The 13,555-nt window shown below is 39.2% G+C and carries 13 protein-coding genes; 3 read left to right on the forward strand and 10 right to left on the reverse strand.

Features of this window, described 5'->3' with window-relative positions:
* Window positions 1–25: 25 nt before the first annotated feature.
* Window positions 26–988, reverse strand: coding sequence for a beta-ketoacyl-ACP synthase III (locus tag FE005_RS13915; protein WP_138372026.1), 963 nt, complete (start codon window positions 986–988; stop codon window positions 26–28).
* 9 nt (window positions 989–997) lie between these two features.
* On the reverse strand, window positions 998–1,438 hold the full coding sequence (locus FE005_RS13920) for a MarR family winged helix-turn-helix transcriptional regulator (RefSeq protein WP_005471259.1): 441 nt from the start codon (window positions 1,436–1,438) through the stop codon (window positions 998–1,000).
* Between the two features lie 302 nt (window positions 1,439–1,740).
* Here FE005_RS13920 and FE005_RS13925 point away from each other — a divergent pair, with 302 nt between their 5' ends.
* Window positions 1,741–2,697: a GIY-YIG nuclease family protein gene (locus tag FE005_RS13925; protein WP_113849600.1), complete on the forward strand. Its 957-nt coding sequence runs from the start codon at window positions 1,741–1,743 to the stop codon at window positions 2,695–2,697.
* Between the two features lie 90 nt (window positions 2,698–2,787).
* Here FE005_RS13925 and FE005_RS13930 read toward each other — a convergent pair whose 3' ends face one another.
* The 7 genes from FE005_RS13930 to FE005_RS13960 all read right to left on the reverse strand — a co-directional run bounded on the left by FE005_RS13930 (window position 2,788) and on the right by FE005_RS13960 (window position 8,881).
* Entirely contained in the window at window positions 2,788–3,018 is a 231-nt protein-coding gene (locus FE005_RS13930; RefSeq protein WP_003126341.1) for a YkuJ family protein, read from the reverse strand.
* Between the two features lie 84 nt (window positions 3,019–3,102).
* Window positions 3,103–3,978, reverse strand: coding sequence for an NAD(P)-dependent oxidoreductase (locus tag FE005_RS13935; RefSeq protein WP_138372027.1), 876 nt, complete (start codon window positions 3,976–3,978; stop codon window positions 3,103–3,105).
* Window positions 3,979–4,052: 74 nt separating this feature from the next.
* Window positions 4,053–5,285, reverse strand: coding sequence for a glycosyltransferase family 4 protein (locus FE005_RS13940; RefSeq protein ID WP_113850300.1), 1,233 nt, complete (start codon window positions 5,283–5,285; stop codon window positions 4,053–4,055).
* Window positions 5,286–5,307: 22 nt separating this feature from the next.
* Window positions 5,308–6,327 carry a glycosyltransferase family 4 protein gene (locus FE005_RS13945; protein WP_138372028.1) on the reverse strand — a complete coding sequence of 340 codons (1,020 nt, stop codon included), beginning with the start codon at window positions 6,325–6,327 and terminating at the stop codon, window positions 5,308–5,310.
* Window positions 6,328–6,533: 206 nt separating this feature from the next.
* Window positions 6,534–8,261 carry a phosphoenolpyruvate--protein phosphotransferase gene (ptsP, locus tag FE005_RS13950; protein WP_003126336.1) on the reverse strand — a complete coding sequence of 576 codons (1,728 nt, stop codon included), beginning with the start codon at window positions 8,259–8,261 and terminating at the stop codon, window positions 6,534–6,536.
* Entirely contained in the window at window positions 8,261–8,527 is a 267-nt protein-coding gene (locus FE005_RS13955; protein WP_003126335.1) for a phosphocarrier protein HPr, read from the reverse strand. The genes ptsP and FE005_RS13955 overlap by 1 nt, the downstream gene beginning before the upstream one ends.
* Before the next feature lie 171 nt (window positions 8,528–8,698).
* Entirely contained in the window at window positions 8,699–8,881 is a 183-nt protein-coding gene (locus FE005_RS13960) for a hypothetical protein (protein WP_005471251.1), read from the reverse strand.
* Window positions 8,882–9,131: 250 nt separating this feature from the next.
* On the opposite strand from FE005_RS13960, the gene FE005_RS13965 reads away from it, so the two are divergent.
* Both FE005_RS13965 and FE005_RS13970 read left to right on the forward strand, forming a co-directional pair.
* A complete protein-coding gene (locus FE005_RS13965) occupies window positions 9,132–11,384 on the forward strand; it encodes an ATP-dependent Clp protease ATP-binding subunit (protein ID WP_138372029.1) in 2,253 nt (750 codons plus the stop codon).
* A gap of 163 nt (window positions 11,385–11,547) precedes the next feature.
* Window positions 11,548–11,859: a DUF1827 family protein gene (locus FE005_RS13970; RefSeq protein ID WP_029486733.1), complete on the forward strand. Its 312-nt coding sequence runs from the start codon at window positions 11,548–11,550 to the stop codon at window positions 11,857–11,859.
* Window positions 11,860–12,014: 155 nt separating this feature from the next.
* On the opposite strand, the gene FE005_RS13975 is transcribed toward FE005_RS13970, so the two are convergent.
* Complete coding sequence (locus FE005_RS13975) at window positions 12,015–13,484, reverse strand: helix-turn-helix domain-containing protein (RefSeq protein WP_138372030.1); 1,470 nt, start codon at window positions 13,482–13,484, stop codon at window positions 12,015–12,017.
* Window positions 13,485–13,555: the final 71 nt, after the last annotated feature.

Consider the following 13,555-nt stretch of genomic DNA (forward strand, 5'->3'; position numbering starts at 1 on the left):
TTCTTCAATATTGATTGTGAACAGGCTATAAAGCTGCCAGCATGGTCCCCCATGCTAATCCGCCGCCGAAACCTGAGAACACCACTTTTTGTCCGCTGCCTAAAGACAGCGTGCCGCGTTTCACTTCTTCATCTAACAAAATCGGAATTGAAGCGGCTGAAGTATTGCCATAAAATTGCATATTTTGCAAAAACTTATGTCGCGGGACCTTTAATTTCCGAGCCACTTTATCTAAGATTCGGGAATTGGCCTGATGCAACAAGTAATAATCTACCGATTCATGCTCACTGATTGCACGAATGGATTGAACGACATCGCGTGTCGCAAAATCAAAAATTTCACGACCAACCATCTGCATACAAGCACTGTATTGGGTTGACGAACTTCCGTAAGGATTCTTATTTTCAACAAAACCTGATGTCAGAGAGAGTCCTCTGGTTCCATCAGACTGCAGCGATTCCTTCAAGAGATGCTGATGGTTGGTTGCTTCTAAAAGCACCCCGCCTGCCCCGTCTCCAAATAAAACTGCGGTTGAACGATCTTCCCAATCCAAGACCTTTGACAGCACTTCACCGCCAATGACGAGCCCTTTTTTAGAACCGGTCCGAATCAATTTTTCTGCTAAAGACAATGCATAAACAAATCCGGCACAAGCTGCGCTGATATCAAAAGCAAAAGCTTGATGGGCGCCAATATTCCCTTGAACTTGGCAAGCAACTGCCGGTGTATTGAAATCCGGAGTGATGGTCGCTACTAGGATAAAGTCCAATTCATCTGGAGCAAGTCCCCTTGATGCCAAAAGTTTCGTAGCAACATTCGTACATAAATCGGAAGTATTTTCTCCATTACTAATTCGACGTTCTTTGATTCCTGTACGTGAAAAAATCCAGTCATCTGATGTATCCATAATTTCTGAAAGTTGCTGATTCGTCACGATTTGTTCAGGAACATAGCTTGCTGTTGCGGTAATCTTTCCAAACATATTCATCCGTTACACTCACTTATAATCTTGTAAAAAGTCATGCAGATTTTTTAAGGCTTTAAGTAAAGCTTGCTCTTCATCCGTAGACATCTGGCTTAGAACGCCTTTGACCATCTCACGGTGAAAATGTTGATGTACCCGATAAAGCAATTTGCCTTTTTTTGTCAACGCAAGTTTGACTACGCGTCGATCGTCTTCACTGCGAATGCGTTCTACATATTCTTTTTTAACCAAACGATTGATTGCAATGGTGAGGGTCCCAACAGTAATAGAAAGCTCTTTAGCGACTTCTGAAGTTGTTTTCTTCTTGTACATGCCGATTGCTTCAATCGTATGCATTTCTGTGATTGAAAGATCTTTAAATTGTGATTTCTTTAATTCTGATTCTTCGATCACGAGAATGTCATTGAAGACACTGACTAAATAGTCGTTGACCGTTTCTAAATTTGGTTCCATATCTTTCACCATCCGAATAGTTTGATAATCAAATCATTTGATAGTCAAACTATAAAGTAACTTTTAGAGAATTGCAAGAAAATTTTTTGATTTTAATTTTTTTTAAGCGCATTTTTATTTTCAGTACGCTTTTCTAACCTTCACAAGTTTTTAAGTTGACAATTACCAGAGAATCGAGTAGTTAAAAATTATTTTGATTATCAAATATTTCTTCCATCATTTCACGAAAATGATTATCGTGTCAGAACATCACTTGTTCTGCACCTTAAATTTTGGTATCGTTGCAGTGTAGAAATGAGGTGATGGACATCAACGCACGGATCGAATACTTAAAGCAAAAAGCAAATGCGTTACCCCAAAAACCTGGGATTTATTTAATGAAAGATTCTCATGGCGGAATTCTGTATGTTGGAAAAGCTAAGCAATTGAAACAACGAGTTTCTTCTTATTTTCGCAAAAATACACAGCATACAAACAAGATTCTGCGTTTAGTTCACAATGTCGTAGATTTCGAAACAATTTTCGTAGACACAGAACTCGATGCGCTATTGTTAGAATGTCAGTTGATTCAGCAACATCGTCCCATTTATAACCGTCAAATGACCAACTTTCTTAATTACCAATACATCCGCTTTGATGCAGGAAACATCGTTCGAACAAATGAGGGAGCAGAGGATGCAATAGGACCTTTTCGCCGATCCAAGCAATTGCCGGAAATCATTGAGATATTGACAGAAACGTATCAATTACCTTCTGTCAATCCTTATAAACTTCTCTCGTTGTCCAAACAGTTGCCGTTGATGCAAACTATTCCTTTGGAAGAAAAACTGAATGAGCTGAAACTTTTCTTTCGTGCAGAAAGCAAGACAATATTTCGTTATCTCGACCAACGATTGCATTATTTTGCGGAACAGTTACTTTTTGAACAGGCTGATCAACTACTGTACCAAAAAAAATTGCTTCAATCCTTTTATCGAGAAATTCTCGAGGTGAATACTCTGATCGCTCTCCCAGAAGTTCGTTTTGAGATTCCTCTTGAAACCTCTCTTGAAGCTTCTCTTGCTGCCGATTCATCACAAGTAAAAGTCTATCAACTCTCTTTTGGACAAATCATTCATAGCGAAGTTGTATCAACCTCTGATGCTTTTGTTCCAGCACCTTTAACAACAGCTAAACGATTGCTGCCAACAGACCTTGACCCTCTACATATAATTTTGCGCCAGTTAAGACAATTAAATTTTGTGCTCTCAAATACCTAAACGCTCAAATGATTGCAACAAAAAACCAGCGCTCCTTAAAGAGGAACGCTGGCAATGCGTATGGCATTTTTCATCTGAACGCTGATACGTTTATTGGATCAAATCATAAATTTCCATGGCTACAATATCAATATTATCAAATTGATAAGGCTGACTTGACTCTGCTTCCGTTAACTCAAACGTTTCTGTGGTGTTATCGTAGGTCACTGTGCATTTTTCTACGCCTTCTTTTTCGAAACGGCGAACTTGAACCTCGTTGTCTTGCGCTTCGACCATCGCTTCTAAACGTTTGATGATAGCGACTAATTGCGAACTTTTCATTCGTAAGCCTCCTTTTTCTGTCCGTTATATTGTATCAAATCATATTCTATCTTGCATTGATTTTTTACAATTTATTTTGTCATTTTAAGATTTTTTTCCATCTTGCCACCAAAGCTTAATCAGGGCTTGAGTCCCATCACTTTCATAGCCAGCTTCCGCTAAGCGATCGTACATTTTTTTTGCCAAAGCCGTACTTGGCAAATCCAGTCCCATTTTCGCTGCTTCATCAAGTGCGATACCTAAATCTTTGATAAAATGTTTGACAAAAAAACCAGGTGAAAAATCTTCTTTCAAAATACGGGGGCTGTAGTTGGCCAATGACCAGTTTGCGGCGCTGCCACCAGATAATGTCTCAATGACTTGCGGAAGTTCTAAACCTGCTTTATCGGCATAGACGAGCATCTCAGTCATTCCAGTCATCGTGCCAGCAATCATGATCTGATTGGCCATTTTTGTGTGCTGGCCTTTGCCGGCAGAGCCATGAAGATGACACGTTTTTCCGACAATCTCAAATAGTGGTTCAACTTTTTGATAGGCTTCCTCGTCACCACCCGCCATTATCGTCAACGTTCCATTTTTTGCTCCAAGGTCACCACCAGAAACTGGCGCATCAATACTTGCCGCACCTTGCTCTTTTGCCGTTTGATAGATTTGTTCTGCTAATTTTGGCGTACTAGTTGTAAAGTCAACTAAATATTTTGCCGCGACATCGGTTTGAAAAATTCCCTTTTCTCCATAGTAAACTTCCTCAACGTCTGCAGGATAGCCGACCATTGTGAAAACAACTTCACTTTCAGCAGCAACTATTTCAGGCGTATCACACCAAACCGCTCCCTTAGCGACTAATTCGTCTGTTTTGCTTTTTGTACGATTATACACATTTACATGATGTCCGCTTGCTAAAAAGTGACCGACCATTGATTGGCCCATGACACCCGTTCCAATAAAACCTAGCTTCATAGTCATACCTCCAAAAATAAAAAAATTCACGTCTTTAGTATACGCTAAAAACGTGAACTTGACTGCAATAATGTTTAATCAATTGTTCGTTTAAATGATTTCAATTTGACTTTGAATCTTTTCAATGTTTCTTCGGTTTCCTTGTCTAGGCGTTCTGTCTCATAGTAAGCGATCATATCATGGTAAAAAGAAAGCATCGATTCACCAAAGTGTGCCGCAGAGATTTCATACATTTTTCGTGCTAAGACACTTTCATCCCTAGGAATCTGCTGTTGATAATAATGAATAAATGCAGAAGCAAAATCTTGATCGGTGTCAAAGGTCACACCAAGAGATGGATCATCGATCAATGTATTTAAATAATCATTGCCTTCAACGACTAAAGGCGTACCTGCTGCCATTGCTTCTGTATACGTCAGTCCTTGTGTCTCTGAAGTAGAAGCACTGACGAAGAAATCTGCTGCATGATAATAGATGGCTACTTCATCATTTGCAACCTCTCCAACAAAATGAACATGGTCAGACAAGTTCATTTCTTGAACTTTTTCTTCCAATTTTTCTTTGTAAGGCCCTTTGCCCACGATCACTAATTTGGCTGAAGGAATTTCTGCTAGAATATCAGGCAGTCCATCAACGATCGCTTGGATATTTTTCTCATAAGAAATACGACTCAATGATAATAACATCGGCTGGTCTTCTTCAATCGCCAATTCTTGACGCAAGGCTCGTTTCATTTCCAGAGTGATATCCGGACGGCGAAATTTCTCTACCTCAATACCAGTGGGAATGATGCGCATCGGCGACACAACGCCATAACTGCGTAGTGTATCGATGACCCGTTCACTCGGGCAGACAACCCCAGTAGAATGATTGGCAAACAGACGAGAGAAATACTTTACGTGTGTAGGTCGCAAAACTTTTCCTTTCGCAATATAATGCAGATAATCTTCATACATTGTATGATAGGTATGAATCACAGGAATCTGTAGTTTTCGTCCCACCATTTTTCCCAGTAGTCCCGCACCAAATTCAGTATGGGTATGAATCAGTTCTAGTTCCAACTCTTTCGCAATCAAATAGGCATACCACATGCCCCGCACCACGATTCTACGGTCTTTGAAAGACACGAAAGGCACACTAGGCATACGAATGATATCTTCCTCATCCATTTCTGCATTTGGATCTGTAGTCGTAAAGATATAGACCTTATGGCCCTTCTTTTCCAACTCTTCTTTTAATGTTTTGATCGATGTCGCTACACCGCTCACTTGCGGAAAATATGTGTCTGTAAAAAATCCGATTTTCACAACGGTACCTCCAAACTTGCCGTCAATCAACGGGTTTTTCTTCTAAAACGCTTTGATAAACTTTCTTTAACTCTTTTCCAATTTCTTCAATACTCCGTTCTGCAGCTGCTTGATAGCCGGCAGCTGACAAATCTGGTACACGACCTTCTACGATGTTAGCAATTTGTTCAACGAACTCATCAACTGTCCGTCCCATATAAGAATTTTGATTCTCTTGCAACCAACCATGGTAAACAGGAATGTCACGCACTAGAACTTTCTGCTTACTAGCAAGCGCCTCTAACACAACGATCCCTTCTGTTTCTTCATAGGAAGGAAAGAAAAACAGATCTGCTCCAGAATAGGCCCCCTCAATGACATCTCCTTTGATATAGCCAGGAAAAATAACATTTTCAGGATGGTTTTCTTTCACGAGATCTCGAACCGCTTTAGGGATCGTATACATAGGTGTATGTCCAAACCAAATAAAAGTATACTCTGGCATGCGGCGAGCAATCTCAACAAAATCGACAATTCCTTTTCTCTCAAAATACAAGCCAACAGAAATAATCACTTTTTGATCCGCCGACAATTGGAAATAGTCGCGAAAAGCCTGTTCTTTTTTTGGTTCCGGACGATATTTGTCCAAATCAATCCCATTAGAGATCGCACAGATCGGTACCTTGATGCCATACCCTTCCAAAAGTTCTTTTGCGTAGGGCGTTGGGGTTATCAATTGATCGGCTCGGGAATATAAATTGATCAAATATTTTTTGTATAATGGCGATAACTGGTTTGAGCCGATAAATGAATTTCGAAAATCTTCTTCAGTCGAATGCGCATGGTAAATTACCTTTTTGCCTTGTTTCCTTGCTTTATTGATTTGATTCAACGAATTGATCCCATACGTATTAATATGAAGTATATCATAATCATCAGCTTGTTTGTCTAATGTATATTCAACACCGATACTGCTCAGTGCACGTTGCTGATGCGCAAGTGCTCTGCCGATACCAGATTTCTCTAAAAGCTTTTCACTTTCAAAATAGAGAAGTACTTTCAAACGAGATTCCTCCTTCTAAACTGTTACATCTAGTATAACATAGCTAGACGAGATCACCCTCCAACTCAAGGCCTAGTTTTTGTATTGATTTCTATCATACGTCAAAAAGCTGGTTTATCAAAGGTCATCAAAACAATATGACAAAACTGTTCGCTCCCAGACCACAAAAAAAGCAGCAAGCGAATTCGCTTGCTGCTAACTTTTAACTACTTTACATATTGATTGATCAATTCGACTACTTCTTCCATCGTATCGCAATCTTCCAAAGCACGTTTTGCTAATTCTTGCATGTCAGTTGTTGACAAGCGTTTCATTAAGCTCCGTGTTTTAAGTACAGAAGTTGCGCTCATAGAGAATTCATCTAAGCCCATACCGACTAGAAGTGGCACAGCAGTTTGATCGCCGGCCATTTCTCCACACATACCAGCCCATTTACCTTCAGCATGTGCTGAATCGATTACGTTTTTGATCAAACGTAGAATAGATGGGTTATATGGTTGGTAAAGATATGAAACTTGTTCATTCATACGGTCTGCAGCCATTGTGTATTGGATCAAGTCATTGGTACCAATACTGAAGAAGTCTACTTCCTTGGCAAATTTGTCAGCTAAGACAGCTGCTGCAGGAATTTCGATCATGATACCTACTTGAATATCTTCAGAGACAGTTACGCCTTCATCGATCAATTTTTGACGTTCTTCTTCGTACATTTTTTTCGCAGTACGGAACTCTTTCAATGTTGCCACCATCGGGAACATAATACGCAAGTTTCCGTGAGCAGAAGCACGTAACAGCGCACGAAGTTGTGTACGGAACATGCCGTCACCCAACTCAGACAAACTGATACGCAATGCACGATAGCCTAAGAATGGGTTCATTTCGTGTGGCAATTTCAAGTAAGGAAGTTCTTTGTCCCCACCGATGTCCATTGTACGAACAACGACTGGTTTACCAGCCATTCCTTCAAGAACTGCTTTGTATGCTTCATATTGGTCATCTTCTGTAGGAAAATCAGGAGAATCCATGTACAAGAATTCTGTCCGGTATAAACCGACAGCTTCTGCACCATTGTTGTGAACACCTTCAAGATCTTTAGGCGTTCCGATATTTGCAGCTAATTCAAAGTGCTTGCCGTCAGCTGTAACGGTTTGAGCATCTTTCAATTTTTCCCATTCTGCTTTTTGTTCCGCGTAAGCTTTCCCTGCTTCAATAAATTCAGCAGCTTGGTCTTCAGTAGGATTGATGATAACATCTCCTAAGATTCCGTTAACTGCCAGAATATCACCAGCATTCACTTTAGCTGTGATTTCTTTTGATCCTACGATTGCAGGAATTTCAAGAGATCGAGCCATGATTGCTGAGTGAGAGGTACGTCCCCCGATATCAGTTACAAAAGCTTTAACGAAGTTGCGGTCTAATTGCGCAGTATCACTTGGTGTCAAATCGTGAGCAACGATAACAACTTCTTCGTTGATCATTGAAGGATTTGGCAACGTCACATTTAGCAAATGTGCCAAGATACGTTTCGCAACGTCTTTGATGTCCGCTGCACGTTCTTGCATGTATGCATTGTCATCCATTGCTTCAAACATGCCGATATACATGTCAGTGACTTCTTTCAATGCAGCTTCTGCATTGACTTTGTTATCTGCCATGTTTTGTTTGATTTGTCCGATCATTTCAGGATCTGACAGAACCATTAAATGAGCATCAAATACTTGTGCTTCTGCCTCGCCTAAAGATTGCGCTGCTTTGTCACGGATTTGTTGCAATTCCGCTGTTGACTTTGCTAGTGCTTCATCTAAACGAGCTTCTTCTGCTGCCGTATCTTCAACATTTACTTTTGAAAAAGATAAATCAGGTTGTACTAACAGGTAGGCTTTGGCAACGGCTACACCATCACTAGCAGCAATTCCTTTTAGCATCTCAACCATTATTCAGACAAACCTTCTTTTTTCATTGTTTCAACGATTGCAGCGATTGCATCTGCTTCGTCAGCACCTTCAGCAGTGATTGTAACGTCAGAACCTTGACCAACACCTAGAGACATAACGCCCATGATTGATTTAAGGTTTACTGATTTACCTTTGTACTCCAAGTTGATATCAGAGTTGAATTTGCTTGCTGTTTGTACTAATAAAGTAGCTGGACGTGCGTGAATCCCTGTCTCAGCAACTACGTGAAAATCTTTCTTTTCCATATTGATCAATCTCCTTTATGATACGGTTTTTTTGTGGTGAAGGCTTTTTTTGACTCAGTCAATTGTCAGACTCAAAAAAACGCCCTTTCAACTGTTAAGATTACCATTTTTTTCTCTGATAGACAACCGTTTTCTCTTAAGAAAACGACTGAAATGAACCTATATTTGTTTTTATGGTTGGTACCGATAGATGATCTTGCCATTCAAGCCAGCCTCGCCGACAAATTTCATGCGGTCTTCCAATTTTAACCATGCTTCTCGAAATAGCAGAAATTCGGATTGTTCTACCAGCAATTCGTCGATTTCTCCAGAGCGCAACTGTTCAATTTGTTCAACAAATCGATTTTCATTCATCTCTATCACCTCTTCATCTTCTCCATTATAAACGATTCTTTTTTCAGAGAAAAGTTGTTTCCGCCATCAAAGCTGAAATCCTTGCAGTCTGAAAAAAAAATTGTATAATAAAGTTATGGTCAGTAAAGGTCAATGAAATTTTTGACGCTGCTGACAATTATTCACCGAATCTGCAAGTGTATCTTTTTACCATGAGTAAAAATCGCGGTAGAATGATAGATGAGCAAATGATAAGAAAGGTCGTGAACATATGCTTTGTCAAAACTGCGGTAAAAATGAAGCTTCTATTCATCTTTATGCCAATGTCAATGGTCAAAGAAAACAACTCGATTATTGTCAAAGTTGTTACCAAAAATTAAAAGCACAATCTGGAAATCCAACAAATATAATGGCTCAGGATCCCTTCGGCTTCGGAAATCTTGATGACCTTTTTCGACAAATGTCTCGCCAAATGCAACAAGGAAATTCACCTTATGAACAAACGCCTCCAACTCAAACTGGAGGAAATGGCATAATCGGCGGACAACCTCCGCGCAATGGCCAAGCACCTTCTGGTCTTTTAGGCGAATACGGCATCAATATCACACAACAAGCTCGAGACGGCGGGATCGATCCAGTCGTAGGACGTGACGATGAAATTCGTCGGGTGATCGAGATCTTGAATCGCCGAACGAAAAACAATCCTGTATTGATTGGTGAGCCTGGTGTAGGTAAAACCGCTGTCGTGGAAGGTCTGGCACAAAAAATTGTCGACGGTGACGTTCCTCAAAAACTAATGGATAAAGAAGTGATTCGCTTAGATGTTGCGTCACTGGTTCAAGGAACGGGTATTCGCGGACAATTTGAAGAGCGGATCCAAAAATTGATTGAAGAAATCAAACAAGCCGAAAATGTCATCTTATTCATTGATGAAGTCCATGAGATCGTGGGCGCAGGGGCTGCTGGTGATGGCAACATGGACGCTGGAAACATTCTGAAACCAGCATTGGCTCGCGGCGAATTACAAATGGTCGGCGCAACGACATTGAACGAATATCGCATCATTGAAAAAGATGCAGCTTTAGAACGTCGTTTGCAACCTGTCCGAGTCGATGAACCTTCTGTAGAAGAAACCATCAGTATTTTGAAAGGATTACAGCCTCGATATGAAGATTACCATCATGTAAGATATACGGATGAGGCAATCAAAGCTGCTGCTACCCTTTCCAATCGCTACATCCAAGACCGTTTCTTGCCTGATAAAGCAATCGATCTTCTGGATGAGACCGGCTCGAAAAAAAATCTGACTATTCAAATTGTCGATCCGAAAACAATCGACAAGAAATTGCAAGAAGCAGAAGAACAAAAACAAGCTGCTTCTAGAGAAGAAGACTTTGAAAAAGCTGCTTACTACCGAGATCAAATCAATAAGCTGCAAAAAATGAAAGAACGTCAAATCAGTGAAGAAGAAACACCCGTGATCACCGAAAAGGATATGGAGCAAATCGTTGAAGAACGGACGGGCATTCCGGTTGGCGAACTCAAAGAAAAAGAACAAACTCAGTTGAAAAACTTAGCTCAAGATCTGAAATCGCATGTAATCGGACAAGATGAAGCAATCGATAAAGTTGCTAAAGCGATCCGTCGTAATCGTGTGGGATTAGGAAAACAAAGCCGTCCGATCGGTTCGTTCCTTTTTGTCGGACCAACTGGTGTTGGTAAAACAGAACTTGCTAAACAACTTGCCTATGAAATGTTTGGCTCTGAAGAATCAATGATTCGTTTTGACATGTCAGAATACATGGAAAAACACAGTGTCTCCAAACTGATTGGTTCTCCTCCTGGTTATGTTGGTTATGAAGAAGCTGGACAGTTAACGGAAAAAGTCCGTCGTAACCCTTATAGCTTAATTCTTTTAGATGAAATCGAAAAAGCTCACCCTGATGTTCTGCATATGTTTTTGCAAATCTTGGATGACGGTCGTTTAACTGATGCTCAAGGACGCACGGTCAGCTTCAAAGACACATTGATCATCATGACAAGTAATGCCGGCACTGGAAAAGTAGAAGCCAATGTTGGTTTTGGAGCAGCCCGGGAAGGTGTCACACGATCTGTCTTGAATCAGTTAAATAACTACTTCACACCAGAATTTCTGAATCGCTTTGATGGCATCATTGAATTCAAAGCATTAAGCAAAGAAAATCTGTTATCCATCGTTTCTTTGATGCTCGCAGATGTCAATCAAACCTTAGCCAATCAAAAATTGCATATTGAAGTTCCAGAAAATGTCCAAGAAAAATTGGTAGAGCTTGGTTATAGTGCTACGATGGGGGCTCGCCCATTACGCCGAACGATTCAAGATCATATCGAAGATGGTATCGCAGAATTTTATCTTGATCATCCTCAAGTCCATGATCTACAAGCAACTTTGGATTCTGAAGACAAAATCATTGTGACAGCAAAAACTGTTGACACACCCGAAGAGCCAAAGGAACAAGAAAAACAGCCATCTGATGATGAGTAAAATCCTCGCAACAGCCAGACATCGTACCTTATTTGTCTAGATTTCTATGCCAGACGCCTGAATAACCTCAAAAAAACCAAGGTTTTCAAGCTGTCTGGCTTTTCTTTTTAAAAAAAACGCCCTATAATATTAGTAAAAATACATAGAATGTGAGGTGAGTATGGTGAAATTGATCAATGTGACAAACAGCCATTCTCGATTAGTTATGAATCAGCTTGAAAATACCGATGCTGAAATGGTAAAAGTATATACTGCCGGAGACATCACAGTCATCTTTACTTCTGCCCCAAATCACAACGAAATATTGCTGATCAACAAAAAACGCGCAATCAAACCTACCGAAATTGAAGAAATCAAACATTACTTCTTGAAAAAATTACCGCCTGGTTCTTATGAACCTGAAACGATCTCAGTTATTGAAATGCCAGATATTGTAGAAATTTCTATCCAAAAATCGCTTTCTTCGCAAACCTAATACCAATGAAATCACTATAAAAAATATCTATAAAAGATGACTGTCACAGCCCTCTTTTATAGATATATTTTTTTGACTTATTTATCGTTGCCCCTACGAAACAAACAATCTTTAAGCAAAAGCATCTGTGCCATGACTCAATCAACAGATCGATCCTAGCTAATTTTTGAGGCACTTTCAGATCGAATTCGCCGTTCGATGATCCTCCCATTGATAAATATCCCTAACCTTTTCCATGTTTCAATGTTATGGATATCCTCAAGAAAGAAAAAACACTGATTCTTTTTTGATTCAACGAATCGATCAGAAATAACGATATCTGCTTCTGCAAGGTTTTCTACCATAGTTACAGTTTCCTTTTTATATACACCTGTTATATAATTTTTTACTAACATTACATAGTTGGCATGATAGGTAATATTAATCATGACATTCAAAGGTTCCGCCATCACATGTCCAACATAGGAGTATAGTAGCTCTGTTAGTTGTGTACTAAATATATCCAAATCTCTTTCCGCTATGCTTTTTTTGTAAACTGATTTTATCATCTCTTTTATTTTTAGAAACTTATCGTTCAACAACAATTTCTTATCTTCGTGGTAAAAGAAGGAACTTAAACTCAGCTTATCCGTGATCAAAAAACGATATACAAGATGAAAAACAAATGTGCTATGAAGGTTGGCAGGGATACTGTAACTCTCCTCCATTTTCTTCAAAGCTTCACATGCATGATCTACGATAGGATTTCCAGATAATTTCATTAATCGCTCCCCCAATCGTTCGCAGATTTCAGATGTCAAATATTCTGGAAAGAAATAAATAGCGAAAAGATAGTAAAAGAATTTTTCTGACTGATAAATAGAATGATTGATCTTTTTATCTAACGGATAAAAAGTCTGACAAAATCCTAGTCGGATTTCTTCATATAAACAGTCGCTTATAGCCGTCTCCTCTTTTGAATCTATATCAGTATAACTTCCTATTTTATGGGCATCCATAAAAACTCTAGTTATTCTAGAAAGTTTCTCTTGCTTGATCCTCGTTACATTCTTTTCGTTATGATAACTATAATAATTGTCCTCAGCAAATGTCGAAGAATGTGTATTCAGAATATAAGAAAGTACTCGTATCTGGCTTTCCTTACCTTCCACAACTAAATAATTCATTTTCTTTCTAATCTGGCAATCGACTCCAATCGTTCGAATGATATCGTTTGCTTTATTGACTAATTTGTAACAATAGGACTGACTATAATTAAATTGCATTGATAACTTGACCATCCCTACTTTTCGATGTTTAAGAAAGTAATTCAGGACTTGGAAAACAGAACTTTGTCTAATATACTGTATCTTTATACTTGAATACAAAGACGTAAAAGTTTCTGGGGTCTCTACATCAGAAAGTCTAAATAATCTATTTTCAAATTTAATGAGTGAGTCGGTTATATTCAGTTCTACTATGTAATCCTCATTGATCTGCATAATCAATGACTTCACCTTGCGATTAGTCAGCGAATGCTTACAAGCTAGTTCATCAATTGATGTTTCAGTCTTTGAAATAATATCCTCTAACAAGTTTAATTTTTGTTCTTGCCTCTCTGTCAGAAACAACTTCCATAAATCCATGATGATCTCCTTTTTAATGATAGTTACTTCGATAATTTTGTCTATCTCTGAAACGAAACAATTATTAAGTA

The organism is Enterococcus sp. M190262 (assembly GCF_005843965.1).
Classification (GTDB): Bacteria; Bacillota; Bacilli; order Lactobacillales; family Enterococcaceae; genus Enterococcus_D; species Enterococcus_D gallinarum.